Genomic DNA, 26263 nt, shown 5'->3' with positions numbered 1-26263 from the left:
TCCTCGGATCTGGGAGGCGCTGTCGGGCCGCGGCCTCGCCATGCTGCACGCGATCCTGGCGGAACTGCGCGGCGCCGAGGTGCCGCCGCGCGACGCGGCCGAGGTGGCGGCCGCCGCCGAGGCCTGCCCGGTCGCGGCGGAGGCGGTCGAGTTGTTCCTCGCGCTCCTCGCCGGCCTTGCCGGTGATCTCGCGCTCGCCTGGGGCGCACGCGGGGGGGTGTTCCTCGCGGGCGGCATCCTGCCGCGGCTGCGGCACCGGCTGGACGCCGCTGCCTTCCGCGCCCGCTTCGAGGCGAAGGCGCCGATGCAGGGGTGGATGCAGGATGTGCCGCTGGCGCTGGTCACGCATCCTGCGCCGGCTTTCCTGGGCCTGGCCGCCCTGGCCCGCATGACGGAGGCGTGACCCGTCCCGCGCGGCACGGCACGCTTCAAACCCGCTGAACCTTCAGGCAGATAGGATGTTCACGGCGCGGTGACGCCGGCCAGGGGGCGAGGACGGCCGGCTTCAGCGCCGAAAGGGATCCGTATGGACACGACCGCACCCGCCCTGTTGCCCGCCGACGCGGCGGCGCTGCGCGAGGCGATCGTGCAGAAGCTGACCTTCGACCTGGGCAAGAGCAGGCTCGGCGCACGTGACCGGGACTGGTTCATCGCCGCCGCGCTGGTGGTGCGCGACCGCATCGTGGAGCGCTGGATCGACCTGACGCGCGCGACCTACCAGTCGGGGGCGAAGCAGGTCTACTACCTGAGCCTCGAGTTCCTGATCGGACGGCTGTTCCGCGACAACGTCTCGAACCTCGGGCTCGGCGCCGCGATGGCCGACGCGCTGCGCGGCCTCGGCGTGGACCCGGAAGCGCTGCGCGAGGCGGAGCCCGACGCGGCGCTCGGCAATGGCGGCCTCGGACGGCTCGCAGCCTGCTTCATGGAAAGCATGGCCACCCTCGGCATCCCGGGTTTCGGCTACGGCATCCGCTACGACCACGGATTGTTCAAGCAGCTGATCCGGGACGGCTGGCAGCGCGAATACCCCGAGGACTGGCTGAGCTACGGCAATCCGTGGGAATTCGCCCGGCCCGAGATCGCGCACGAGATCGGCTTCGGCGGCACTGTGGAAGCGGTTACGGTCAACGAGGCGCGGGTGCGCCATGTCTGGAAGCCCGCCGAGACGGTGCAGGCGGTGGCATACGACACGCCGATCGTCGGCTGGCGCGGCCGGCACGTGAACACGCTGCGCCTGTGGTCGGCCCGCGCCTCGGATCCGCTGCGGCTCGAGGCCTTCAACCGCGGCGACTTCGTCGGCGCGCTGACCGAGCGCGTGCGCGCCGAGAGCATCTCCAAGCTGCTCTATCCCTCGGACGAGACGCCGGCCGGGCAGGAGCTGCGCCTGCGGCAGGAATACTTCTTCACCTCCGCCGCGCTGCAGGACCTGGTGCGGCGGCACCTGCGCGTGCATGGCGACCTGCGCAGCCTGCCCGACCATGTCGCGATCCAGCTCAACGACACGCATCCTGCGATCGCGGTGGCGGAGCTGATGCGGATCCTCGTGGACCTGCACGACATCCCCTGGGAGGAAGCCTGGGCCGCGACGCGCGGCGCCATCGCCTACACCAACCACACGCTGCTGCCCGAGGCGCTGGAATCCTGGCCGGTGCCGCTGATGGAGCGGCTGCTGCCGCGGCACATGCAGCTGATCTACCTGATCAACGCCTTCCACCTGGACGAGGTGCGGCAGCGCTTTCCCGGCGACAACGGGCTGCTCTCCTCCGTCTCGCTGATCGAGGAAGGGCACGGTCGCCGCGTGCGCATGGGGCACCTCGCCTTCGTCGGCTCGCACAAGGTGAACGGCGTCTCGGCGCTGCATTCCGACCTGCTGACGAAGACGGTCTTCGCCGATTTCCACCGGCTCGATCCCACGCGCATCACCAACAAGACGAACGGCGTCACCTTCCGCCGCTGGCTGCAGCAGGCCAATCCGGGCCTGACCTCCCTGCTGGTGGAGACGGTCGGGCCGGAGGTGCTCGACGACGAGCGCGCGCTGGAGCGGCTTGCTCCCTTCGCGGCGGATGCCGGCTTCCGCGACCGCTTCGCCGCGGTGAAGCGTGCCAACAAGGCCGCGCTGGCGGCGATGGTGCGGGACCGCTTCCAGCTGCGTCTCGATCCCGACGCCATCTTCGACGTCCAGATCAAGCGCATCCACGAATACAAGCGGCAACTGCTGAACGTGCTGGAGGCGGTGGCGCTGTACGACGAGATCCGCAGCCAGCCGACGCGCGATTGGCCCGCGCGGGTCAAGATCCTCGCCGGCAAGGCGGCGGCGAGCTACCATCGCGCGAAGCTGATCATCAAGCTGGCGCATGACGTGGCGCGCGTGGTGAACAGCGACCCGACCGTTCGAAACCGGCTCAAGCTGCTGTTCCTGCCCAACTACAACGTCTCGCTGGCCGAGGTGATCGTGCCGGCGGCCGACCTGTCGGAGCAGATCTCGACGGCGGGGATGGAGGCGTCCGGCACCGGCAACATGAAGTTCGCGCTGAACGGCGCGCTGACCATCGGCACGCTGGACGGCGCAAATGTCGAGATCCGCGAGCGCGTCGGAGACCCCAACATCTTCATCTTCGGGCTGACGACGGAAGAGGTCGGGCAGCGCCGGCGCGAATCCTGGCGCGGTGAGACGGCGATCGCGCGGTCGCGGCGCCTCGAGGAGGCGCTCGAGCAGATCGAGAAGGGCGTCTTCTCCCCCGACGACCCTGACCGCTACCGCGAGCTGGTTGCCGACCTGCGCGGCAGCGACTGGTTCATGGTCGCCGCCGATTTCGACAGCTACTACGCCGCGCAGCGGCGCGTGGATGCGCGCTGGCGCGAGCCGGCCGGCTGGTGGCGTTCGGCCGTGCTCAACACGGCGCATGTCGGCTGGTTCTCCTCCGACCGGACCATCTCGGAGTACGCCGAGGAGATCTGGCAGGTGCCGGTGCATCGCTGATGGAGAGCTGGCGCGCCCCGCAAGCGACGCTCGACGCGTTCCTCGCGGCGCGCCACGGGGATCCCTTCGCCCTGCTCGGGCCGCATGCGGCGCCGGGTGGGACGGTGGTGCGCGCCTTCGTGCCGCATGCCGAGTTCCTGGACGCCGTGATCGGCGATCGCCGCGTGGCGCTGGCGCGGCGGCACGATTCCGGGTTCTTCGAGGGGCTCTTGGAGGGCGCCGCCCCTCCCCTCTCCTATCGGCTGGCCGCGCGGAACGCGGGGGGCGCATGGGAGCTCGAGGATCCGTATCGCTTCGGACCTACGCTCGGGCCGCTCGACGACCATCTGCTGGTCGAGGGGACGCATCGGCGCCTGCATGAGCGCCTCGGTGCGCATGCCGTGACCCATGAGGGGGTGGCCGGCGTGCGCTTCGCGGTCTGGGCGCCCAATGCGGCGAGAGTGTCGCTGGTCGCCGGTTTCAACGACTGGGATGTCCGTCGGCACCCGATGCGCAAGCGCCTCGACAGCGGGCTGTGGGAGATCTTCATCCCCGGCATCGGCGCCGGGCAGCCCTACAAGTTCGCGATCCTGGCACGCGACGGCACGGAGCAGCCCTGGAAGGCCGACCCCTTCGGCCTGGCTGCGGAGCTGCGCCCCTCCACCGCCTCGCTGGTCGCGGAGGAGGCGCGCTTCGCCTGGAGCGACAGCGACTTCCTGGCGGCACGCGCCGCACGCCAGGCGTCCGATGCACCGATCTCGATCTATGAAGTGCACGCGCCGTCCTGGCGGCGGCATCCGGACGGACGCTTCTACGATTGGGACGAGCTGGCCGCGAGCCTGGTTCCCTACGCCGCCGATCTCGGCTTCACGCATCTCGAGCTGCTCCCCGTGATGGAGCACCCGCTGGACGAGAGCTGGGGCTACCAGCCGATCGGCATGTTCGCACCCACCGCGCGGCTCGGCGACGCGCGCGGCCTGATGCGCTTCGTCGACGCGGCGCATCGCGCCGGGCTCGGCGTCATCCTCGACTGGGTGCCGGCGCATTTTCCGCGCGACCCGCATGGGCTGATCCGCTTCGACGGCGAACCGCTCTACGAGCATCCGGACCCGCGGCGCGGCTCGCATCGCGAATGGGGCACCGCGGTCTTCGACTACGGCCGGCGCGAGGTCGCGGCCTTCCTGGCCAGTTCCGCCCTGCACTGGATCGAGCGCTTCCATGTCGATGGGCTTCGGGTGGACGCGGTGTCCTCGATGGTCTGGCTCGACCATGGGCGCCAGCCGGGCGACTGGGCCCCGAACCCGGATGGCAGCACCGAGAACCACGAGGCGATCGCCTTCCTCCGCGGCGTGAATGCCCTGGTGGCGGAGGAACATCCTGGTATCGCGATGATCGCGGAGGAAGCGACCTCCTGGCCCGGCGTCACCAGGCCCTCAGACGAGGGCGGCCTCGGCTTCCGCTTCAAGTGGAACATGGGCTGGATGAACGACACGCTGCGCTACGTGGCGCTCGATCCCGTGCACCGGCGCTGGCACCACGCCCTAGTCACCTTCGGCCTGATGTACGCGCATACCGAGGACTTCGTGCTGCCGCTGAGCCATGACGAGGTGGTGCACGGCAAGGGCTCGCTGCTCGGCCGGCTGCCGCAGGGGCGCAGCGCGGATGACTGGGAGCGCTTCGCGACGCTCCGCGCCTACTACGCCTTCATGTGGGGCCATCCGGGCAAGAAGCTGCTCTTCATGGGCGGCGAGATCGCGCAGTGGCGCGAATGGTCCGAGGCGCGGGAACTCGACTGGCATCTGCTGCAATGGACGCCGCACCAGGGCGTGCAGCGCCTGGTGCGCGATCTCAACGCGGCCTACCGCGCGCATCGCGCCCTGCATCGGCGCGATCGCGAGCCGGAAGGCTTCCGCTGGATCGACCCGGACGATGCCGAGCACTCGACCTTCACATGGCTACGCTTCGGCGCCGACGGCGATCCTGCGGTCGCCGTGCTGTGCAACTTCACGCCCGTCCCGCGGGCGGAACACATCGTCGGCCTTCCGAGCCCGGGGCGCTGGCGCGAGGTGCTGAACACGGATGCCGCCGCCTATGGCGGGTCCGGCATGGGCAATCTGGGTGTCGTGGAGGCGGTGGACGTGCCGCATGGTGGCTTCCCCGCCTCGGCGCGGGTGGTGCTGCCGCCGCTCGCCACGATATGGCTGGTGCAGGAGGGGGACGATGCCGGTCAGGACGGATAGCAGCGCGCCGCTGGCACGCTCGGCCATGGCCTTCGTGCTGGCGGGCGGACGAGGCTCGCGGCTGATGGAGTTGACCGACCGGCGCGCCAAGCCGGCGGTCTTCTTCGGCGGCAAGTCGCGGATCATCGACTTCGCGCTGTCGAACGCCTCCAATTCCGGCATCCGGCGCATCGCGGTCGCGACGCAGTACAAGGCGCACAGCCTGATCCGCCACCTGCAGCGCGGCTGGAACTTCCTGCGCCCCGAGCGGAACGAGAGCTTCGACATCCTGCCCGCGAGCCAGCGCACCAGCGAGACGGCCTGGTACGAAGGCACGGCGGACGCCGTCTACCAGAACATCGACATCGTTGCCGACCTCGATCCCCGCCACATGGTCATCCTGGCGGGCGACCACATCTACAAGATGGACTACGAGCAGATGCTGGCGCAGCACGTCGAGAGCGGCGCCGACGTCACCGTGGGCTGCGTGACGGTGCCGCGGCTCGAAGCGCGCGGCTTCGGCGTGATGCATGTGGACGCCGAGGACCGCATCGTCGAGTTCATGGAGAAGCCGGCCGATCCGCCCGGCATCCCGGGGCGGGAGGACATGGCGCTCGCCTCCATGGGCATCTACGTCTTCGAGACGAAGCTCCTCTTCGACCAGTTGCGGCGCGACGCCGCGACGCCCGGCAGCCAGCGCGACTTCGGCCGCGACATCATCCCCTGGCTGGTCAAGAACGGGAAGGCGGTGGCGCATCGCTTCGAGAGCTCCTGCGTACGCTCCTCGGCGGAGGCGAAGCCCTATTGGCGCGACGTCGGCACGGTGGACGCCTATTGGGAGGCGAACATCGACCTGACCGACATCGTGCCCGAGCTCGATCTCTTCGACCGCGACTGGCCGATCTGGACCTATGCGGAGATCACGCCGCCGGCGAAGTTCGTGCACGACATCGACGACCGGCGCGGCGAGGCGATCTCGTCTCTCGTCTCAGGCGGCTGCATCCTGTCGGGCGCGAGCGCGCGGCGCAGCCTGCTTTTTACCGGCGTGCACATGCATTCCTTTGCGAAGGTGGAGGGCGCGGTGCTGCTCCCCTATGTCGATGTCGGCCGCCACGCGCGGCTGAGGAATGTCGTGGTGGACCGCGGCGTCCGCATCCCGGACGGACTCGTCGTGGGTGAGGACCCGGAGGAAGACGCGCGTCGCTTCCGCCGCACGGAGAAGGGCATCTGCCTCGTCACGCAGAAGATGCTCGACGCGCTCGGATGACGCTGCGGCTGCTCGCGGTCGCGTCCGAATGCGCGCCGCTGGTCAAGACGGGCGGGCTCGCCGACGTGGTGGGCGCGCTGCCGGCCGCGCTGGCCGAGCATGGCGTGCAGGTCACCACGCTGCTGCCGGGCTATCCCGCGGTGCTGCGCGCGATCGGCGATGCGCGAACGCTGCGCCGGATCGACGACCTGTTCGGCGGCACCGCGCGGCTGCGGCGCGGCACGGCGGGCGGGCTCGACCTGCTGGTGCTGGATGCGCCGCATCTCTTCGACCGCCCCGGCAGCCCCTATCTCGCGCCCGATGGCGGCGAATGGGCCGACAACGGGCTGCGCTTCGCCGCCCTCGGCGCCGCGGCGGCGCTGGTCGCGACCGGCGGCGTGCGCGGCCTGACGTTCGACGCGGTGCATGCGCATGACTGGCAGGCGGGGCTGGTGCCGGCCTATCTCCGCTTCGCGCAACCGCGCCGCCCCGTGCTCTTCACCGTGCACAACCTGGCGTTCCAGGGGAAATTCCCGCTCTCGCTCTTCCCGCGCCTCGGCCTGCCGGCGGAGGCGCTCTCGGTACAGGGACTCGAATACTACGGCACGATCGGCTTCCTGAAGGCCGGGCTCTGGTATGCGGACCGCATCACCACCGTCTCGCCGACCTACGCGGCGGAGATCGGCACGCCGGAGCTCGGCATGGGCCTCGACGGGCTGATCCGCGGGCGCGGCGGGCATGTCTCCGGCATCCTGAACGGGCTCGACACGGCGGACTGGGACCCGGCGCGCGATCACCGGCTGGCGGCGCGCTTCGACGCGGCCGATCCGGCACGGCGCGCGGCGAACAAGGCGGCGCTGCAGCGGCGGCTCGGCCTTGCCGAGGACGCGGACGCGCTGCTGTTCGGCTTCGTCGGGCGCATGACCTGGCAGAAGGGCGTGGACCTCGTCCTCGGCGCCCTGCCGGCGATGCTGGGCGAAGGCGCCCAACTTGCGATGCTCGGCACGGGGGAATGGGGCATCGAGGAAGGCAGCCGCGGCGCGGCGGCGGCGCATCCGGGCCGCGTCGGCGTGCATGTCGGCTTCGACGAGGCGCTGGCGCGACTGGTCTATGCCGGCAGCGACGTGGTGCTGGTGCCAAGCCGTTTCGAGCCCTGCGGCCTCGCCCAGCTGGCTGCGCTTCGCTATGGCGCGCTGCCGCTGGTCGCGCATGTCGGCGGGCTGGTGGACAGCGTGGTGGACGCGAACGAGATGGCGCTCGCCGAGGGCGCCGGCGCCGGCTTCCACTTCGCGCCGGTGACGCAGGAGATGCTGGCGGCGACGGTGCTCCGCGTCGCGCGGCTGTGGCGCGACAAAGGCACGTGGCGCGCGTTGCAGGCCAACGCCCTGCGGACCGACGTGTCCTGGACGCGCTCCGCGGCGCGTTACGCCGCGCTGTACCGCGAGATGATGGCGGATGCCGGCTGAGCCTCGGCCGGGCGCGCCGGAGCCGCTGGGTGCCTGGCTGACGGAAGACGGGGCTCGTTTCGCCTATCCGGCGCCGGGCGCATCCTGCGTCCAGGTGTGCATCTTCGATCCGCTGCGTCGCGAGATCGCGCGCGTGCCGCTGCCGGGCCGCACCGGTGACGTCCATCATGGTGAGATCGGCGGACTTCGTGAGGGCACGCGCTACGGGCTGCGCGTCGAGGGGCCGTGGGATCCTGCACGCGGCCATCGCTTCAACCCGGCGAAGCTGCTGGTGGACCCTTGGGCGCGAGCGCTCGACGGACCCTTCGCACTCCACCCGGCCCTGTTCGACGCCGGCGAGGCGCCCGATCCCGCGGACAGCGCGCCCTTCGTGCCGAAGGCGCTGCTGGCGCCAGCCCTGCCCCCGATCCGTCGTGCGCCGCCGCGACAGGCCGAGGTGATCTACGAGTTGCAGGTGAAGGGCTTCACGGCGCGACATCCGGCGATCCCGCCCGACATCCGCGGCACCTTCGCCGGCCTCGCGCATCCGGCGGCGATCGAGCATCTCGTGAAGCTCGGCGTCACGACCGTGGAACTGATGCCCGCCGCGGCCTGGGTGGATGAGCGGCACCTGCCGCCGCTCGGCCTCGCCAATGCCTGGGGCTACAACCCGGTCGCGCCGCTGTGCCCCGATCCACGACTCGCGCCGGGCGGCATGGCGGAGGTGCGCGCGGCCGTGGCCGCCCTGCAGGCGGCGGGACTGCGCGTGATCCTCGACGTGGTGCTGAACCACAGCGGGGAGGGCGATCACCTCGGCCCGACGCTGTCGCTCCGCGGCCTCGGCAACGCCGCCTTCTACCGGCTGCAGCCGCACGATGCGCGGCGCCATGTGGACGACGCCGGCTGCGGCAACGCGCTGGCGCTGGAGCGGCCCTGGCCGCTGCGGCTTGCGATGGACGCGCTGCGGCACTGGGCGGAGGGCGCGGGGCTCGATGGCTTCCGGCTCGACCTCGCGACCACGCTGGCGCGGCGTGAAGCCGGCTTCGATCCGGACGCGCCGCTGATCCAGGCGATCCGGCAGGATCCGGTCCTGCGCGAGCTGATCGTCATCGCGGAGCCCTGGGATGTCGGGCGCGACGGCTACAGGCTGGGACAGTTCCCCGCCGGCTGGGGGGAGTGGAACGACCGCTTTCGCGACGACGTCCGACGCTTCTGGCGCGGCGATGCCGGGATGGTCGGCACGCTCGCGACCCGGCTTGCAGGGTCCGCCGACCTGTTCCACGACCGCCCTTCAAGCGACAGCGTGAACTTCGTCGCCGCGCATGACGGCTTCACCCTCGCCGACCTCGTCAGCTTCACGACCAAGCGCAACCACGCCAATGGCGAGGATAACCGCGACGGGACGGACGCGAACCATTCCTGGAGCTGCGGCGTCGAAGGGCAGATCGACGATCCGGTCATCACCGCACGCAGGCACGGTGACATGCGCGCTCTGCTTGTCACGCTGTTCGCGGCCAGTGGCACGCCGATGCTCGGCATGGGCGACGAGGCCGGGCGCAGCCAAGCCGGCAACAACAACGCCTATGCGCAGGACAATGCGACGAACTGGCTGGACTGGGACGGCCTCGACGCCGGGCTGCTCGCCTTCACGCGCAAGCTGATCGCGGCGCGGCGGGCGCATCCGGCGCTGCGGCACGCGGCCGTGCTGACGGGCGAGGCCGGCGCCGATGGCCTGCCCGACGTCGCCTGGCTGCGCCCGGAGGGCGGCGCGATGGGCGAAGCCGACTGGCACGATCCCGGGCGCCGCGCACTGGTCGTCGTGTTCACGCAGCCGCACGACCGCTGCCTGCTGGCCTTGAACGCCGCCGAGGCGGATGCCCCGCTCGTCCTGCCGCCGCCGCGAAGCGGCCAGCGATGGCGCGTGCTGGCGGACAGCGCGGCGCCCGATGCCGAAAGCCTCCCGGCCATGGTGCGCGCACGCTCGGCGCTGCTGCTGGCGGAGGCGCCGTTGGCGCCCCGGCGCGGCGACCCGGCATTGCTCGCGCGGCTCGCACGCGCCGCCGGCATCGCGACGCATTGGCACGAAATCTCCGGCACTCGGCATGATGTGCCGGAGGAGACGCTGCGCCTGCTGCTCGACGCGCTGCGGCTGCCGGCATGCACCGATGCGGAGGCGCGCGAGTCGCTCGCCCGACTCTCATCGCCTCGCGCGCTGCCGCCGAGCCACGTGACGCATGCCGATGCGCCGAGCCTGCCGCTGGCCCTCTCCGATAGGCGGCAGCGGCTGCGGATCGCCCTGGAAGCCGGCGGTGACGTCACGTTCGACATCGTGCCCGAGGACGGCACGACGGAACGGTACAGCCTGCCCGACGGACGTCTCGATGCACGCCGGATCGTCACGCTGCCGCCGCTTCCGGAAGGGCGCCATCGCGTGCTGGACGAGCGCGATGGCGGCATCTGCCACCTCGCGGTCGTTCCACGTCGCGCCTTCCTGCCCAGCGGGCTGGCGGACGGCGCGCGGCGCTTCGGGATCGCCGCGCAGCTCTATTCGCTGCGGCACGTCGCGGATCAGGGCATCGGCGACTTCACGGCCGTGGCCGAGCTGGCGCGCGAGTCCGCGGCGCAGGGCGCGGCGCTGCTCGGCCTCAGCCCGCCGCATGCGCTGTTCCCGACTGACCGGAGCCGCGCGAGTCCCTACCATCCATCGGACCGCCGCTTCCTCGATCCGATCTTCCTCGACGCCACGCGCCTGCCGCTCGTTGGCGACCTGCCGGGCGTGCGGGCGGCCCTCGCGCGGCAGGAGCCGGTCTTCGCCGCCCTGCGTGCGCAGGCCATGGTCGATCACGCGGCGGCCTGGCAGGCGAAGCGTGCGGTGCTGCGCGTCGCCTGGCGCGAGCTGCCCGACCCGCATCCGGCCCGGACGGCGCTGGCGCGGTTCAGGCAAGAGGGCGGCGCGCCGCTCGAGCACTTCTGTGCCTTCTTGGCCATCGCAGAGAGGGAAGGGCACAGCGATGCGCGGCGCTGGCCCGAGGGGCTGCGCAACGGGACGGACAGCGCCGTCGTCGCCTTCGCCGAGCAGCACGCCGACGCGGTCGGCTTCGTGGCCTTCCAGCAGATGCTGGCGGACATGCGGCTGGAGCGCGCTGGCCGGGCCGGAGCCGGGCTCTATCGTGACCTGGCGGTCGGCGCGGCGCCGGATGGCGCGGAGCCCTGGTCGGGCGATGCACGCTTCCTGCCCGGCTTCTCGATCGGCGCGCCACCGGATCCTTTCGCCGCGGATGGGCAGGTCTGGGGCCTGCCGCCGCCCGATCCGCTCGCCGCGCGCGAGGACGGCCACGCCGCCTTTGCGCGGCTGCTCCGCGCGAACATGCGCCACGCGGCGGCGCTGCGCATCGATCACGTCCTAGGCCTGCGGCGGCTGTTCCTGGTGCCCGAGGGCGCGAAGGGCCGGGACGGCGCGTATCTCGACTACCCGTTCCAGGAGCTGCTCGGGCAGGTCGCGCTGGAATCGCAGCGCGCAAGGTGCCTCGTCGTCGGCGAGGATCTCGGCACCGTACCGGAAGGCATCGGCGACGCGCTGCGCGCCGCGGACGTGCTTTCCTATCGCGTGCTATGGTTCGAGCGGCGGGGCGAGGCCTTCCTCCCGCCGGGCGCCTGGCCTGCCAACGCCGCCGCATGCGTCTCGACCCATGACCTGCCGACGCTCGCCGGTTTCTGGACGGGCGAGGACCTGCACGAGCGCGCCGCGCTTGGCCTGCTGCCCGACCTCGACGCCGCGCTGGCGGAGCGTGCGCGCGACCGCGCCGCGCTCTGCACGCTGCTGGCGCAGGAGGGTCTGCTGCTCGACGGAGCGCCGCAGACGGGCCCGCTCGAAGATCACCTCGCGGCGGCCATCCATGCCTTGGTGGCGCGCACGCCGTCGATCCTGATGCTGGCCCAGGCGGAGGACCTTGCAGGCGAGACCGTCGCAGTGAACCTGCCCGGCACCGATCGCGAGCGGCCGAACTGGCGCCGCCGCCTCCCCCTTCCTGCCCATGCCCTCCTCGACCTGCCATCGGCACGGAGCGTGCTAGATGCGCTGCGCCGCCTCCGCGCGGGCTAGGAAGCCGCAGCCCCGCGTCGCAGACTGCGCCCGAACAGGGAGGGCGCCATGTCGGCCGAGGCGAATGAACGGTTCCAGACGTTGCACGAGCTGGTGAAGGCCGCGCGGCTGAAGCTCAACGCGAATATCTGGGACTACCTGGTCGGCGCCACCGAGACCGAGACGACACTGCGGCGCAACCGCGCGGCGCTTGATTCGGTGGCGTTCCGCCCGCGGGTGCTGCGGGACGTGCGCAAGGTGGACAGCAGCGGCGACTTCCTCGGGCGGCGCGTACGCCTGCCGGTCTTCCTCGCCTCGGTCGGATCGCTCGACAGCTTCGAGCCGGGCGGCGCGGCCACGGCCGGCCGCGCCGCCTCGGCCTTCGGCGTGCCGATCATGGTGTCCTCCGTCACCGAGCCGGGTCTGGAGCGCAGCGCGGAGGCGACGCCGGGGCCGAAGGTCTTCCAGCTCTATGTGCGGGGCGGTGCGGAGTTCGTGGACGATCATGTCAGGCGCGCTATGGATGCGGGCTACGACGCCTTCGCCATCACGGTGGACACGGCGCATTACAGCCGGCGCGAGCGGGACATCGCGAAGCGCTTCGTGAAGCACTGGCGGGCGCGCTCCACCGGGATGGACTTCCAGGCCGCGCTCTCCTGGGCCGACATCGCGCGCTTCCGCGAGACGCATCCGAAGGTCACGCTGGTCCTCAAGGGCATCGGCTGTGGCGAGGATGCGGAGATCGCGGTGCGCCATGGCGTGCAGGTCGTCTATGTCTCGAACCATGGCGGCCGCCAGCTCGACCACGGCCGCGGCTCGCTCGAAGTGCTGCCGGAGGTCGTGCAGGCCGTGGGCGGCAAGGCGCGGGTCTGGATGGATGGCGGCATCAGCCGCGGCACAGATCTCGTGAAGGCCGTGGCGCTCGGCGCCGAGATGGTCGGCATCGGACGGCTCTATTGCTACGGCCTGGCGGCGGCCGCGGAGCATGGGGTCAAGCGCGTGCTCGAACTGCTGGAGGACGAGGTGCAGACCTGCCTCGGCCTGCTCGGCGCGACGAGCTTCGCGGCGGTGGAGCGCAACCAGCTTGTGGCGGCGCCGCCGGTGACGCCGCCGCATGTGCACTCGGCCTTCCCCCTCCTCGCCGAGCCCGAGCGCGGCTACTGAGGCGGCACTTTTCCTTTCGGAGTTGAACAGATGAACCGCCATCGCATTGCCGCCATCCCCGGCGACGGCATCGGGCAGGAGGTGATCCCGGCCGGCCTCCGCGTGCTGCGCGCCCTCGCCGAGCGCACCGGCGCCTTCGCGCTCGAGGTCGAGGAGTTCCCCTGGGGCAGCGACTACTACCGCGCCAATGGCCGCATGATGCCGGAGGACGGGCTCGAGACGTTGAAGCCCTTCGATGCCATCTTCTTCGGCGCCGTCGGCGATCCCGCGCTGCCCGACGACCTGACGCTCTGGGGCCTGCGGCTGAAGATCTGCCAGGGCTTCGACCAATACGCCAACATCCGCCCGACTCGCGTCCTGCCGGGCCTGACCAGCCCGCTGCGCGGCGTGGAGCCCGGCGACATCGACTGGGTGATCGTGCGCGAGAACAGCGAGGGCGAATATGCCGGCCATGGCGGCCGTGCCCATCGCGGCCATCCGGAGGAGGTGGCGACCGAGACCGCGATCTTCACCCGCGCCGGCGTGACCCGGATCATGCGCACTGCCTTCCGCATCGCCGCGTCCCGTCCCCGCAAGCTGTTGACGGTCGTCACCAAGTCGAACGCGCAGAAGCACGGCATGGTGTTCTGGGACGAGATCGCCGCCGAGGTTTCCCGAGAATTCCCGACCGTTCAGTGGGAGAAGGAGCTGGTCGATGCGATGGCGGCACGTCTGGTGCGCCGCCCCCGCAGCATCGACACTGTGGTCGCCACCAACCTGCATGCCGACATCCTGTCGGACCTGGCGGGCGCGGTGGCGGGCTCGCTCGGCGTCGCGCCGACGGCGAATCTCGATCCGGAGCGTCGCTTTCCCTCGATGTTCGAGCCCATCCATGGCTCGGCCTTCGACATCGCGGGCAAGGGCGTGGCGAATCCCGTCGCGACCTTCTGGACGGCGGCGATGATGCTCGACCACCTCGGCGAGGCCGCGTCCGCGAAGCTGCTGATGGAGGCGGTGGAGCGCGTCTGCGCGGCCGGAATCCGCACGGCGGATGTCGGCGGCAACGCAACCACCGACGAGGTCACGGAGACCGTCTGCGCCGCGATCCGCGGCGCCAATCTGTAGCAGGGAGAAAACGGATGAAGGCAACACGTCGCGCGCTGCTGCTGAGCGCGCTCGCCACGCCGGCGCTGGCCCAGGGCGTGCCAACGCGGACGATCACCGTCACGGTGCCCTTCGCGGCCGGCGGGCCGACCGACCTGATCTCGCGCCTGGTGGCCGAGGGCATGGGCCGCGACCTCGGCCAGACAGTCGTGGTGGAGAACGTGGTCGGCGCTGGCGGGACGCTGGCTGCGGGACGCGTGGCGCAGGCGCGGCCGGACGGCACCACGCTGCTCGTCCACCATATCGGCCTCGCCGCCGCGGCGACGCATTACCGGCGCCTGCCTTTCAGCGTGACGGAGAGCCTCGCGCCGCTCGGCCTGCTGTCGGATGCCGCGATGACGATCGTCGGGCGGCCCGACTTCCCCGCCGACGACCTGGCCGGCGTGATCGCCGCGATCCGGCGCGACGGCGACAAGCTGAACCTCGCGCATTCGGGGTTGGGCGGAGCCAATCAGCTCGGCGGGATGCTGCTGCAGGCGGCGGCCGGCCGGGCGATGACGACGGTGGTGTTCCGCGGCAGCGCGCCGGCGATCACTGAGCTCATGGCGGGCCGCATCGATCTCTTCGTGGACCAGGCGACCAACACGGCGCCCTTCATCCGCGACCGCCGCATCAAGGCCTATGCGGTGACGCTGCCCGAGCGCGTGCCGGGCCTGGACCTGCCGACCACGGCAGAGGCCGGCCAGCCGAGCATCGCGATGAGCACCTGGCACGGCATCTACGCGCCCGCCGGCACGCCGCAGGAGATCCAGGAGCGGCTGTCGGCGGCCGTGCGTGCCGCGCTGAAGGAGGAGCGCCTGCGCGCCCGCTTCGCCGAGGTCGTGACGGTCCCCGCGACCGACGAGCGCGCCACCATCGCCTTCCACCGCCGTTTCCTCGCCGAGGAAGTGGCGCGCTGGCGTCCGATCATCCAGGCGAACGGCGAATACGCGGACTAGGATCGGGCCGGAAACGCAAGACGCCCGGATCGCAACGATCCGGGCGTCTCGAAAGCGGTTGGCGGACCCGAGAGGATTCGAACCCCTAACCCCCAGATCCGTAGTCTGGTGCTCTATCCAATTGAGCTACGGGTCCAACCGGGAGCGGCGATGTAGCGGAGCGGGGCCGGGGGCGCAACCCCTGCCCCGCCGCTTTCAGCCGGCGAGCTTGTCGAGCTCGCGCAGCACGGCCTCGCCCATCACGCTCGTCCCCACCCGGGCCATGCCAGGGGCCATGATGTCGGCCGTGCGCAGGCCGCCGGCCAGCACCTTCTCCACCGCCGCCTCGACCAGCTTCGCGTCGTCCTCGAAGCCGAAGGAGAGGCGCAGCAGCATGGCGAAGGACAGGATCTGCGCGCAGGGATTGGCGACACCCTTGCCGGCGATGTCGGGCGCCGAGCCGTGAATCGGCTCGTACAGGGCGTGGCGCTTGCCGTTCGGCTGCAGTTCGCCGAGCGTCGCAGAGGGCAGCATGCCGAGCGAGCCGGTCAGCGCCGCGGCGAGGTCCGACAGCACGTCGCCGAAGAGGTTGTCGCCGAGGATGACGTCGAACTGCTTCGGGCGGCTCGCGAGCTGCATGGCGCAGTTGTCGGCGTACATGTGCTGCAGCTCGACATCCGCGAACTCGGCCTTGTGGACCTCGCCCACCACGGCGCGCCAGAGGCGGCCGGACTGCATGACATTGGCCTTCTCGACGCTGGTCACCTTGTTGCGGCGCTTGCGCGCCAGCTCGAAGGCCACGCGCGCGACGCGGGCGATCTCGTCCTCGTGGTAGATCTGCGTGTCGAGGCCGGTGCGCTTGCCGTCGGGGCCGGTCGTCACGCCGCGCGGTTCGCCGAAATAGACGCCGCCCGTGGTCTCGCGCACGATCATGATGTCGAGGCCGCGGACGAGATCAGGGCGCAGCGCGGAGGCGTCGACCAGCGGATCGAGCACGACCGCCGGGCGGAGATTGGCGAAGAGGCCGAGATCCTTGCGCAGGCGCAGGATGCCGAGCTCCGGCCGCTGGTCGAAGGGCAGGCTGTCCCATTTCGGGCCGCCGACCGAGCCGAACAGCACCGCGTCGGCGGCCTTCGCGGCCTCCACCGTCGCGTCCGGGCAGGGCGAGCCGGTCGCGTCGATGGCCGCGCCGCCGACCAGGCCTTCCTCGATCTCGAAGGCGACGGCGCGGCGGCGCTCGAGCCATTCGATCACGCGGCGCGTCTCGCGCACCACCTCGGGTCCGATCCCGTCGCCGGGAAGGATCAGCAGCTTCTTGTTGGCGGGCATCGCCCGGCGGTCCCCTTCACTCCCAGGACCTGCGGCCCGCGCAGCGGGCCGAGGCCGCAGATGCGGCCCGCCGCACGCGCGGCGAGCGTTTTGCCGAAGGCGAACCTTCGGTTCGATGCGGCGCGAAGGCGCCGCGCCGGCGCTTGAGGGCGCGAAGGCAAAGCCTTCGCGCGCACGCGTTCACGCGTAGAGCCAGGGCTGCGCGGCGCGCTGCTTCGCCTCGAAGCCGTCGATCGCGGGCGCGTGCTGCAGCGTCTGGCCGATGTCGTCGAGGCCGTTCAGCAGCAGGTGCTTGCGCAGCGGATCCACCTCGAAGCCGATCTCCTCGCCGTTCGGGCGCACGATGACCTGGCGCGCGAGATCGACGGTCAGGCGCGCATTCGCGCCGAGCTTCGCGTCCTCCATCAGCCTGTCGCAGGTCTCGCGCGGCAGGCGGATCGGCAGGATGCCGTTCTTCATGCTGTTGCTGAAGAAGATGTCGCCGAAGGACGGCGCGATGACGCAGCGGATGCCGAAGTCGAGCAGCGCCCAGGGCGCGTGCTCGCGCGAGGAGCCGCAGCCGAAGTTCTCGTGCGCAACCAGAATTTCGGCCTTGCGGTAGGGCTCCCGGTTCAGGACAAAATCCGCGTTCTCCGCGCCGTCGTCGCGGTAGCGCTGATTGGCGAAGAGGTGCCGACCGAGCCCCGTGCGTGCGATCGTCTTCAGGAAGCGCCCGGGGATGATCTTGTCGGTGTCGACATTGGCTTCCGGCAGCGGCGCCGCGATGCCGGTGACGGTCGTGAAGGGCTGCATCACTGGGCTCCCTTCGGCTGGAAGTCGCGCACGTCGGCGAGGCGCCCCGCGAGCGCGGCGGCCGCGGCCATGGCGGGCGAGAGAAGATGCGTGCGCCCGCCCGGCCCCTGGCGGCCCTCGAAGTTGCGGTTCGAGGTGCTGGCGCTGCGCTGGCCGGGCTTCAGCTTGTCCGGGTTCATGCCGAGGCACATGGAACAGCCGGCCTCGCGCCACTCGAAGCCCGCTTCCTTCAGCACGCGGTCGAGGCCTTCCTCCTCCGCCTGCGCCTTCACCAGGCCCGAGCCGGGGACGACCATGGCGCGCACGCCGTCCGCCACCTTGCGGCCCTTGGCGATCGCGGCTGCCGCGCGGATGTCCTCGATGCGGCTGTTGGTGCAGGAGCCGATGAAGACGACGTCCACCTTGAGGTCCTGCAGGCGCTGGCCGGGCTGCAGGCCCATGTAGTCCAGCATGCGCTGCACCTGGGCGCGGCGCGCCTCGTCGGCGAAGTCGGCCGGGTTCGGCACCGCGCCGGTGATCGGCAGCACGTCCTCGGGGCTCGTGCCCCAGGTGACCTGCGGCGCGATCGCATGCGCGTCGAGCTTCACCTCGCGGTCGAAATGCGCGCCGGCGTCGGAGGGCAGCGTCTTCCACCACGCGAGAGCGCGGTCATAGGCCTCGCCCTTCGGCGCGAAGGGGCGGCCCTTCACGTAGTCGAACGTGGTCTGGTCGGGCGCCACCATGCCGGCGCGCGCGCCGCCCTCGATCGACATGTTGCAGACCGTCATGCGCCCGGCCATGTCGAGCGCGCGGATCGCATCACCCGCATACTCGATCACATGACCGGTGCCGCCGGCGGTGCCGATGCGGCCGATGATGGCCAGCACGATGTCCTTGGCCGTGCAGCCGACGGCGAGGTTGCCCACCACCGACACGCGCATGTTCTTGGCCGGCTTCTGCAGCAGCGTCTGCGTCGCCAGCACATGCTCGACCTCGCTCGTGCCGATGCCGAAGGCGAGCGCGCCGAGCGCGCCATGGGTCGAGGTGTGGCTGTCGCCGCAGACGATCGTCATGCCGGGCAGCGAGAGGCCGAGCTCCGGCCCGATCACGTGCACGATGCCCTGCCGCCTGTCGGTGAGCGGGATGTAGGGAACGCCGAATTCCTTGACGTTCTTCTCCAGCGTCTCGATCTGCGTGCGGCTCTCCGGGTCCTCGATCGTGCCGTAGCGCGAGGCGTCGGTGGCGATGTTGTGGTCCACCACCGCGATCGTCGCGTCGGGGCGGCGCACCTTGCGGCCCGACATGCGGAGGCCCTCGAAGGCCTGCGGGCTCGTCACCTCATGGGTGAGGTGCTTGTCGATGTAGAGAAGCGCGGTGCCGTCCGGGAGCGTCTCGACGACATGGGCGTCCCAGATCTTGTCGAACAGCGTGCGCGGCCGTGTTGCCGACATTCCCCAACCCCTCGAAAGCGAACCGCGCGACCCTTGCGGGCCGCGCGGATGAACGTTCAGCCCTCGGCCTGCGCCGTGTCGCGGGCCTTCTCCTGGATGCGGGCCGACTTACCGGTGCGGCCGCGCAGGTAATAGAGCTTCGCGCGCCGCACGCGGCCGCGACGGACCACCTGGATCTCCGCGACGTTCGGCGAGTAGAGCGGGAAGACGCGCTCCACGCCCTCGCCGTAGGACAGCTTGCGGACGGTGAAGTTGCTGTTCACGCCGCGGTTGGAGCGCGCGATGACCACGCCCTCATAGGCCTGGGTGCGGGTGCGCTCGCCCTCGACGACCTTCACCATCACGCGGACGGTGTCGCCCGGGCTGAACTCCGGGGTCGGGCGGGCGGCGGAGAGGCGGGCCTGCTGGGCGGCCTCGAACTGCTGCAGGAGGTTCATCGGTGGTCTTCCCTTCGTGAGCGTGTCTAGGCGGCGGCCGGGGGGCCGTCCAGCCGGCCCGTTCCGCCTTCGTTGCGTTGCAGATGGCGTGCCCAGAGATCGGGGCGGCGCGTGCGTGTGGCCTCTTCGGCCCGGGCGCGACGCCAGCGCGCGACCTCGGCATGGTGGCCGGACAGAAGCACATCCGGCACCTTGCGGCCCTGCCATTCGGCGGGCCGCGTGTAGTGGGGGTATTCGAGCAGGCCTTCGGGCCCGTGGCTTTCTTCCGCCGCGCTCTCGGCTGCGCCCATCACGCCGGGCAGCAGCCGGACGCAGGCGTCGAGCAGCAGCATCGCGCCGACCTCGCCGCCCGAGAGGACGACGTCGCCGACGCTGACCTCGAGCATGCCGCGCGCCTCGATCACCCGTTGGTCCACCCCTTCGTAGCGGCCGCAGAGCAGCGCCACGCCGGGTCCGGCGGCGATCTCGCGCACCAGCGCCTGCTCGAGCAGCCGGCCGCGCGGCGTGAGGTAGACCAGCGGCGCGCCCGGATTGGCCGCGACGGCTGCCGCGACGGCGGCATCCACCACGTCGGGGCGCATCACCATGCCGGCGCCGCCGCCGAAGGGCGTGTCGTCCACGCTGCGGTGGCGGTCCGTGGCGAAGCTCCGGATATCGAGCGCCTCGAGCGACCAGCGCCCGTCGCGCAGCGCCTTGCCGGCGAGCGAAAGTCCGAGGGGGCCTGGAAACATCTCCGGGAACAGCGTCAGGACGGTGGCGCGCCACGTCATGCCGCGTCCTCCTGTCCCTGCGGTTCCACGGTGACTTCCGGCGGCGGCACCAGGGTCAGGCGCCCGGCGGCGAGATCGACCACCGGCACGGCCGCCTTGGTGAAGGGGACAAGGCGCTCGCCGCCTGCTCCCTCGATCACCAGGAAGGGGCCCGCGCCGTAATCCTCCACTGCACGGACCGTGCCGAGATCGCCCCCGTCCTCCCCGACGGCACGCAGGCCCTCGAGGTCGCACAGCAGGAACTCGTCCGGATCGGCCGGCGGCGGCAGGCGGTCGCGCTCCACGTAGAGCTTCGTGCCGGTCAGTCGTGCCGCGGCGTCGCGGTCGGCTACTCCTTCGATGCGGCCGAGGCCGCCCGGCATCGGCGTGACGCCGAAGCGCTTCGTGCCGGTCGCGTCCGTCAGCGGCCCATAGGCGCCGATGGCCTTCGGGTCGGCCGTGAAGGCGTGCAGGCGCACCAGGCCCCGCACACCGTGCGGCCTCCCGATCTCGCCAAGCAACACGCGCTTCACCACGACCGGACCTCAGCTGCCGATCGTCAGCCCGCTGCAGCCGCGGCCGCGGCAGCCCGCTCCTGCGCCTTCTTCTTCGGCGCGGACTTCTTCGGCTGCTCCGCGAAGACCGGCATCGGCGCGAGGCCGGCATGGCCGAGGAACTTCGCGACGCGGTCGGTCGGCAGCGCGCCCTGCGACTTCCAGTGGTTGATGCGCTCGGCGAAGAGCCGGACGCGGTCCGGATGGTCCGACGGCAGCATCGGGTTGTAGGAGCCGAGCTTCTCGATGAAGCGGCCGTCGCGCGGGCTGCGGCTGTCGGCCACCACGATGTGGTAGTAGGGGCGCTTCTTGGCGCCGGCGCGCGCGAGGCGGATCTTGAGGCCCATGAGGCGGTACTCTCCTGTCTAGAAGGGTCTGCGGTTACCAAGGCCAGGGATCAGCGCGGAGAGGCCCCCGCGCATCATTCCCTTCTGACCGAGCTTGTTCATCCGCTTCATCATCGCGGACATGTCGTCGAACTGCTTGAGCAGCTTGTTCACCTCCTGAACGGAGGTGCCCGATCCCGCGGCGATGCGCTTCTTGCGGCTCGCCTTGATCAGGTCGGGGTTGCGGCGCTCCTTCGGCGTCATCGATCCGATGATCGCCGCCTGTCGCTTCAGCATCGTCTGGTCGAGGTTCGCGTCCTCGATCTGCTTCTTGATCTTGCCCACCCCCGGCAGCATGCCGAGCATGCCGGAGAGCGAGCCCATCTTGTTGATCTGCTTGAGCTGCTGCGCATAGTCCTCGAGGTCGAAGGACCCCTTCTGCATCTTCTTCGCGAGCTTCTCGGCCTCGGCCTGGTCGAGCTGCTCGGCCGCCTTCTCGACGAGCGAGACGATGTCGCCCATGCCGAGGATGCGGTTCGCGATGCGGTCGGGGTGGAAGTCCTCCAGCGCGTCGAGCTTCTCGCCCGCGCCCAGCAGCTTGATCGGCGCGCCGGTGACGGCCCGCATCGACAGCGCCGCGCCGCCGCGGGCGTCGCCATCCACGCGCGTCATCACCACGCCCGTGACGCCGACCTTGTCCTGGAAGGCGCGCGCGGTGTTCACCGCGTCCTGGCCGGTCATGGCGTCCACGACCAGCAGCGTCTCGTGCGGCTTGGCGAACGCCTTGACCTCGGCGACCTCGGCCATCAGGGCGTCGTCGATCGCGAGGCGGCCGGCGGTGTCGAGGACGACGACGTCGTATAGCTCCCGCTTCGCGACATCCATCGCACGCGCGGCGATCTGGATCGGCGTCTCGCCCGCGACGATCGGCAGGGACGTCACCTCGGCCTGCTGCGCCAGCGTCTGCAGCTGCAGCTGCGCAGCGGGGCGGTGCACGTCGAGCGAGGCGAGCAGGACCTTCTTGCGATCGCGCGTACGGAGCCGCAGCGCGATCTTGCCCGAGGTGGTCGTCTTGCCCGAGCCCTGCAGGCCGACCATCAGGATCGGCACCGGCGACGGCGCGTTCAGGTCGATGCCACGCTTGCCGTCATCCGCCGCCCCGCCGCCGAGCGCCTCGACCAGCGCGTCATTGACGATCTTCACCACCTGCTGGGCGGGCGAGACGGAGCGGATGACCTCCGCCCCCACCGCGCGCTCGCGCACCTTGGCGGTGATGTCCTTCACCACCGGCAGCGCGACGTCGGCTTCCAGCAGCGCCACGCGGACCTCGCGCAGCGCCTCCTGGACGTCGGCCTCCGACAGCGCGCCGCGGCGGCGCAGCTTGTCGAAGACCCCGGTCAGCCTGTTGCCCAGCGCCTCGAACAAGGCGGGTGGTTCCTTCGGTTGCGGCCGCCCCAAACGCCATCGCGCCGCTGCGCGAGCCTTCGCGGAGCGGCGGCGCCCGCCCCGCCATCGGGGCCGACGAAAGGTCCAGGGCGGACCAGGAAGCGCGCTGTTTAGGGCGGAGGGGGGTTAGGGGTCAAGCGCAAGCGCCCTGGCGAGGCGCTGCGGCCCGCAAACCGGGCCGAGGCCGCGATCGCGGCCCGCGCCCGGAACCATCTGCCCCGCCGGCGCGGCTGTGCGTGGCGCGTAGCCAAGGCCGCGGATGCGGCCGCCCGGCGTCTGAGGGCAAGAGAAAAACCCAGCCCCCAGGTCAGGCGGCCGAAGGCCCCCTCACTTGGGGGCCAGCACCATGATCATCTGGCGGTTCTCGAGGCGCGGCATGGCCTCGACCTTGGTGATCTCCGCCAGCTCGGTCCGGATGCGGTCCAGCACCTTCAGGCCCAGGTCCTGGTGCGCCATCTCGCGGCCGCGGAAGCGGAGCGTGACCTTCACCTTGTCGCCCTCGCCGATGAACTCCTTCATCTGGCGCATCTTCACGTCGTAGTCGTGGTCGTCGATGTTCGGGCGGACCTTGATTTCCTTGATCTCGACGACCTTCTGGCGCTTGCGTGCCTCGTTCGCCTTCTTCTGCTGCTCGTACTTGTACTTGCCGTAGTCCAGGATCTTGACCACGGGCGGCACGGCATTCGGGCTGATCTCGAGCAGGTCGAGGCCGACGTCATAGGCGCGGATCAGCGCCTCGCGCGCGCTCATCACGCCCTGCATCTCGCCGTTCTGGTCGATCAGGCGGACCTGAGGAACGCGGATCTCCTCGTTGACCCGCGGGCCGTCTCTCGTCGGCAGCTGGGCGGGCATCGGACCTCGGGGTATGGGGCACTCCTGTCGCTGTTGCAGAATGTAAAGTTGCGATTCGGCCGGATGTTATGGCGTTCCGGTCAGGCGGTTGCAAGCGGCGCGGGGGCAGCGCGCAGGTCGGGCGGCGTGGCCTCCGCCGCCAGGCGAGCCACCGCCTCGGCCAGCTTCACCGTCTCTTGCTCGCGGCCGGGCAGGCGGCGCAGGACCAGCGTCCCCTCCTCCGCCTCGCGGCGCCCGACCACGGCCAGCACCGGCACGCGCTGCTCGATGTGGTCCACCACCTTGCGGTTGATCTTCTCGTTCCGGAGGTCGAGCGCGACCGAGAGGCCCGCCTTGCGCAGGGCCTCCGCGGCCTCCTGCGCGAAGGGCGCGGCGTCGTCCACGATGGTCGCGACCACCACCTGGACCGGGGCGAGCCACAGCGGGAAGCGGCCGGCATACTGCTCGATCAGGATCCCGAGGAACCGCTCGAAGGACCCCAGGATCGCCCGGTGCAGCATGACAGGGCGTTTCCGCGAGCCGTCCTCGGCCACGTATTCGGCGTCGAGGCGCTCGGGCAGCACGAAATCCACCTGGAAGGTGCCGCATTGCCAGTCGCGGCCGATCGCGTCGCGGAGGACGAATTCGAGCTTCGGGCCGTAGAAGGCGCCCTCGCCCGGATTCATCTCATAGGCGACGCCCGCCTTGCGGCAGGCCTCGTGCAGCGCGCCCTCGGCGCGGTCCCAGATGCCGTCGTCGCCGGCGCGCTGAACCGGGCGGTCGGAGAACTTCACCCGGAAGCTGTCGAAGCCCAGGTCGCGGTAGATCGAGGAGAGCAGCTCGGTGAAGCGCACCGCCTCCTCGGCGATCTGGTGCTCCTCGCAGAAGATGTGCGCGTCGTCCTGGGTGAAGGCGCGCACCCGCATGATGCCGTGCAGGGCGCCGGACGGCTCGTAGCGGTGGCAGGCGCCGAACTCGGCCATGCGGAGCGGCAGCTCGCGATAGCTCCGGACGCCCTGGTTGAAGATCAGGACGTGGCAGGGGCAGTTCATCGGCTTCAGCGCGAGCAGGCGGTGGGCCTCGTCCTGGTCCTCCACCGTCGCCATGAACATGTTCTTCCGGTAGTTCTCCCAGTGGCCGGAGGCCTCCCAGAGGCGCCGGTCGAGCACCTGCGGGGTCTTCACCTCCTGGTAGTCGGCCGCGTCCAGCCGGCGGCGCATGTAGCTCTCCACCGTGCGGTAGAGACGCCAGCCCTTCGGGTGCCAGAAGACGCTGCCCACCGCCTCTTCCTGCAGGTGGAAGAGGTCCATCTCCTTGCCGATCTTCCGGTGGTCGCGCTTCTCCGCCTCCTCCAGCTGGTGGAGATAGGCGTCGAGCTCCTTCTGGTCGCGCCAGGCGGTGCCGTAGATGCGCGAGAGCATCGCGTTGCGGTGGTCGCCGCGCCAGTAGGCGCCGGCCACCTTCATCAGCTTGAAGGCGGTGCCGATGTCGCCGGTCGAGCGCATGTGCGGCCCGCGGCAGAGATCCACCCAGTCGCCCTGCCGGTAGAGCGTGATGGTCTCACCGCGCGGCAGGTCGCGGATCAGCTCGACCTTGTATTTCTCGCCCTTCGCCTCGAAGAGCGCCATCGCCTCGTGCCGGCTGGTCACGATGCGCTCGAAGCCGGCGTTGCGGGCGATGATCTCGCGCATCTTCGCCTCGATCGCGGCGAAGTCCTCCGGCGTGAAGGGCTCGTTGCGGGCGAAGTCGTAGTAGAAGCCGTTCTCGATCGAGGGCCCGATCGTCACCTGCGTGCCCGGGAACAGCTCCTGCACGGCCTCCGCCAGCACATGCGCGCAATCGTGGCGGATCAGCTCGAGCGCCTTGTCGTCCTTGCGGGTGACGAAGCGGAGCGAGGCGTCGTGCTCGATCTCGCGCGCGAGGTCCTGGAGCTGCCCGTCTACCTCCATGGCCAGCGCGGCCTTGGCGAGGCCGGGTCCGATCGCCGCGGCCACCGTCGTGCCGGTCACGGGCCCGTCGAAGACGCGCACGGATCCGTCAGGCAGGGTGATCGCAGGCATCGGAGGGTGAGGCTCCTCGGGGTTACGGAGCGCGGGACATGGCCAGCCCCGCCGCGCGCCGTCAAGTTCGTGCGGCGCGGGTCAGGTCCGGGCGGGCAGCGCGGCGAGCCCGGCGCGCACCGCATCCACCGGCAGCTCGGCCAGGGGCTGGTGGCGCAGCACCTGCACCGCGGGGCCGCGCGGCGCGCATAGCGCGGGGTCGCTGTCCTCGCCGAACAGGGCCAGGGTGGGACAGCCGGCCGTGGCAACCAGATGGGTCGGCCCGGTGTCGTTGCCCACCGCCCAATCGGCACGCCGGGCGATGGCGGCGATCTCCGGGAAGCCGGTGCGGCCGGTGAGGTCGAGCGCCGCGGGCGCGGCGGCCTGGATCGTCGCCGCGATCTCCCGCTCGGCCGGGCCGCCCAGGATGGCCACCGGAAGGCCGCCGGCCGCGAGTTGCGCGAAGCGCTCGGCCGGCCAGCGCTTGAGCGGCCGCAAGGGCGAGGCGCCCGGGATCAGCAGGCCGAAGCGCGGCGGCAGGCCAAAGCGGGCGGTGTCGGCCTCCAGCCAGTCGAGGGCGGGCGCCGGGAATTGCCGGATGCCGGCCATCTCGAGCTGCTCGCGCTGGCGTTCGACCGTGTGCATGAGGTCGCGCTGCGGATTGGCGTGCGGATGCGAGGCCCCCGGCGCGATGCCGGACCATTCGGCGCCGCGCCCGACCAGCCAGCGGTAGCGCGAGGAGCGCGAGGAGGTCTGCAGGTCGTAGACCCGGTCGAAGCGCCCGCGACGCAGCCGCGCCGCCAGCGCAGCGACGGCCCGCGGATCGGTCCAGGAGGGCCGGCCATCCTCCCACACCTCGTCGAACCAGGGGCTGCGGCGCGCCAGTTCCGCGAAAGGCCTTGTGGTCAGCAGCGTGATCCGCGCGCCTGGATGGTGCGCCCGGATCGCCGCGAAGGGCCCGAAGGACTGCACGAAATCGCCGAGCGCGCCGAGCCGGATGACGAGGATGTTCACTGCAGCAGCTCGCGATAGACGGCGATGGTCGCGCGCTGCATGGCCGCCGTCGTGAAGTCGCGCAGCACCGCCTCGCGCGCCGCGGCCCCGACCGCCTCCCGCTCCGCCTGCGGCATCGCGAGCACGCGCGCCAGGGTCGCGG

At 71.2% G+C, this 26263-nt stretch carries 20 protein-coding genes and 1 tRNA gene; 9 read left to right on the top strand and 12 right to left on the bottom strand.

Going from position 1 to position 26263, the window contains the following annotated elements; all coding sequences use genetic code 11:
- The 9 genes from L2I40_RS03670 to L2I40_RS03630 all read left to right on the top strand — a co-directional run.
- A partial coding sequence (locus L2I40_RS03670; RefSeq protein ID WP_237213511.1) for a glucokinase occupies window positions 1-403 on the top strand: 403 nt, incomplete at its 5' end.
- A gap of 123 nt (window positions 404-526) precedes the next feature.
- The gene (locus tag L2I40_RS03665) at window positions 527-2980 is read left to right on the top strand and encodes a glycogen/starch/alpha-glucan phosphorylase (protein ID WP_237213510.1); all 2454 of its coding nucleotides are present in this window, start codon (window positions 527-529) and stop codon (window positions 2978-2980) included.
- Window positions 2980-5199, top strand: a complete 2220-nt coding sequence (gene glgB / locus L2I40_RS03660) for a 1,4-alpha-glucan branching protein GlgB (protein WP_237213509.1) — start codon at window positions 2980-2982, stop codon at window positions 5197-5199. The genes L2I40_RS03665 and glgB overlap by 1 nt, the downstream gene beginning before the upstream one ends.
- Window positions 5180-6445 (top strand): glucose-1-phosphate adenylyltransferase, encoded by a 1266-nt coding sequence (gene glgC / locus L2I40_RS03655; RefSeq protein ID WP_237213508.1) that lies wholly within the window; start codon window positions 5180-5182, stop codon window positions 6443-6445. Before glgB ends, glgC begins: the two co-directional genes overlap by 20 nt.
- Before the next feature lie 2 nt (window positions 6446-6447).
- Complete coding sequence (gene glgA, locus L2I40_RS03650) at window positions 6448-7890, top strand: glycogen synthase GlgA (protein WP_237213512.1); 1443 nt, start codon at window positions 6448-6450, stop codon at window positions 7888-7890.
- The gene (gene glgX / locus L2I40_RS03645) at window positions 7880-11971 is read left to right on the top strand and encodes a glycogen debranching protein GlgX (protein WP_237213507.1); all 4092 of its coding nucleotides are present in this window, start codon (window positions 7880-7882) and stop codon (window positions 11969-11971) included. The genes glgA and glgX overlap by 11 nt, the downstream gene beginning before the upstream one ends.
- Window positions 11972-12019: 48 nt before the next feature.
- Window positions 12020-13114 (top strand): alpha-hydroxy acid oxidase, encoded by a 1095-nt coding sequence (locus L2I40_RS03640; RefSeq protein WP_237213506.1) that lies wholly within the window; start codon window positions 12020-12022, stop codon window positions 13112-13114.
- Between the two features lie 30 nt (window positions 13115-13144).
- A complete protein-coding gene (locus tag L2I40_RS03635) occupies window positions 13145-14218 on the top strand; it encodes a tartrate dehydrogenase (RefSeq protein WP_237213505.1) in 1074 nt (357 codons plus the stop codon).
- Between the two features lie 14 nt (window positions 14219-14232).
- Window positions 14233-15195 carry a tripartite tricarboxylate transporter substrate-binding protein gene (locus L2I40_RS03630; RefSeq protein ID WP_237213504.1) on the top strand — a complete coding sequence of 321 codons (963 nt, stop codon included), beginning with the start codon at window positions 14233-14235 and terminating at the stop codon, window positions 15193-15195.
- Between the two features lie 59 nt (window positions 15196-15254).
- On the opposite strand, the gene L2I40_RS03625 is transcribed toward L2I40_RS03630, so the two are convergent.
- The 12 genes from L2I40_RS03625 to L2I40_RS03570 all read right to left on the bottom strand — a co-directional run bounded on the left by L2I40_RS03625 (window position 15255) and on the right by L2I40_RS03570 (window position 26121).
- Window positions 15255-15331: transfer RNA gene (locus L2I40_RS03625), tRNA-Arg, on the bottom strand.
- A gap of 59 nt (window positions 15332-15390) precedes the next feature.
- Window positions 15391-16503: a 3-isopropylmalate dehydrogenase gene (leuB, locus tag L2I40_RS03620; protein ID WP_237213503.1), complete on the bottom strand. Its 1113-nt coding sequence runs from the start codon at window positions 16501-16503 to the stop codon at window positions 15391-15393.
- Window positions 16504-16683: 180 nt separating this feature from the next.
- Window positions 16684-17295, bottom strand: a complete 612-nt coding sequence (gene leuD / locus L2I40_RS03615) for a 3-isopropylmalate dehydratase small subunit (protein WP_237213502.1) — start codon at window positions 17293-17295, stop codon at window positions 16684-16686.
- Complete coding sequence (leuC, locus tag L2I40_RS03610; RefSeq protein ID WP_237213501.1) at window positions 17295-18725, bottom strand: 3-isopropylmalate dehydratase large subunit; 1431 nt, start codon at window positions 18723-18725, stop codon at window positions 17295-17297. Before leuC ends, leuD begins: the two co-directional genes overlap by 1 nt.
- A 56-nt stretch (window positions 18726-18781) precedes the next feature.
- Window positions 18782-19162, bottom strand: a complete 381-nt coding sequence (gene rplS, locus L2I40_RS03605; protein WP_237213500.1) for a 50S ribosomal protein L19 — start codon at window positions 19160-19162, stop codon at window positions 18782-18784.
- 26 nt (window positions 19163-19188) lie between these two features.
- Window positions 19189-19932: a tRNA (guanosine(37)-N1)-methyltransferase TrmD gene (trmD, locus tag L2I40_RS03600; protein ID WP_237213499.1), complete on the bottom strand. Its 744-nt coding sequence runs from the start codon at window positions 19930-19932 to the stop codon at window positions 19189-19191.
- Entirely contained in the window at window positions 19929-20447 is a 519-nt protein-coding gene (rimM, locus tag L2I40_RS03595; protein ID WP_237213498.1) for a ribosome maturation factor RimM, read from the bottom strand. Before rimM ends, trmD begins: the two co-directional genes overlap by 4 nt.
- Window positions 20448-20470: 23 nt before the next feature.
- The gene (gene rpsP, locus L2I40_RS03590; protein WP_237213497.1) at window positions 20471-20812 is read right to left on the bottom strand and encodes a 30S ribosomal protein S16; all 342 of its coding nucleotides are present in this window, start codon (window positions 20810-20812) and stop codon (window positions 20471-20473) included.
- Between the two features lie 18 nt (window positions 20813-20830).
- A complete protein-coding gene (gene ffh, locus L2I40_RS03585) occupies window positions 20831-22216 on the bottom strand; it encodes a signal recognition particle protein (protein WP_237213496.1) in 1386 nt (461 codons plus the stop codon).
- A 348-nt stretch (window positions 22217-22564) separates the two neighbouring features.
- On the bottom strand, window positions 22565-23089 hold the full coding sequence (gene infC / locus L2I40_RS03580) for a translation initiation factor IF-3 (RefSeq protein ID WP_237213495.1): 525 nt from the start codon (window positions 23087-23089) through the stop codon (window positions 22565-22567).
- A gap of 80 nt (window positions 23090-23169) precedes the next feature.
- Window positions 23170-25128 (bottom strand): threonine--tRNA ligase, encoded by a 1959-nt coding sequence (gene thrS / locus L2I40_RS03575; protein WP_237213494.1) that lies wholly within the window; start codon window positions 25126-25128, stop codon window positions 23170-23172.
- A gap of 81 nt (window positions 25129-25209) precedes the next feature.
- The gene (locus tag L2I40_RS03570) at window positions 25210-26121 is read right to left on the bottom strand and encodes a glycosyltransferase family 9 protein (protein ID WP_237213493.1); all 912 of its coding nucleotides are present in this window, start codon (window positions 26119-26121) and stop codon (window positions 25210-25212) included.
- Window positions 26122-26263 lie beyond the last annotated feature (142 nt).

The sequence above is a fragment of the Falsiroseomonas oryziterrae genome (genome assembly GCF_021864505.1).
GTDB classification, from domain to species: Bacteria; Pseudomonadota; Alphaproteobacteria; order Acetobacterales; family Acetobacteraceae; genus Falsiroseomonas; species Falsiroseomonas oryziterrae.
Note: the sequence above shows the minus strand (reverse complement) of the source record. Positions and strands in the feature narration are given on the sequence as shown.